The 263-nt window shown below is 65.0% G+C and carries 1 protein-coding gene; it reads left to right on the top strand.

All coding sequences use genetic code 11. From position 1 onward, the window contains the following. Positions 1-226: polysaccharide biosynthesis/export family protein (locus RYX56_RS23165; RefSeq protein ID WP_317124231.1), on the top strand; the 226-nt coding region annotated here is incomplete at its 5' end. Positions 227-263 lie beyond the last annotated feature (37 nt).

Here is a 263-nt window from a genome sequence, read left to right as displayed (position 1 = left end):
CTTCTACATCCTCGGCGAGGTCAACACGCCGGGGGAATATCCGTACACCAACAATCTGACGGTGTTGAACGCCGTGGCGACGGCGGGCGGCTTCACCTACCGCGCCGATAATCGCCGCGTCTTCATCAAGCGGGCCAGCGGCGATTCCGAGGAAGAGTTCCCGCTGACGACCGCCACCCGCGTGGCGCCGGGCGACACTATCCGCATACGCGAGCGACTCTTCTAGCCTAGGTCAGGGCCCTCACCGCGACGGCGATCAGCGA

The organism is Alkalihalophilus lindianensis (assembly GCF_032843265.1).
Taxonomy (GTDB): Bacteria; Bacillota; Bacilli; order Bacillales; family Bacillaceae_D; genus Alkalihalophilus; species Alkalihalophilus lindianensis.
The sequence above is the reverse complement of the archived record's forward strand: the minus strand, read 5'-3'. Positions and strand labels throughout refer to the sequence as shown.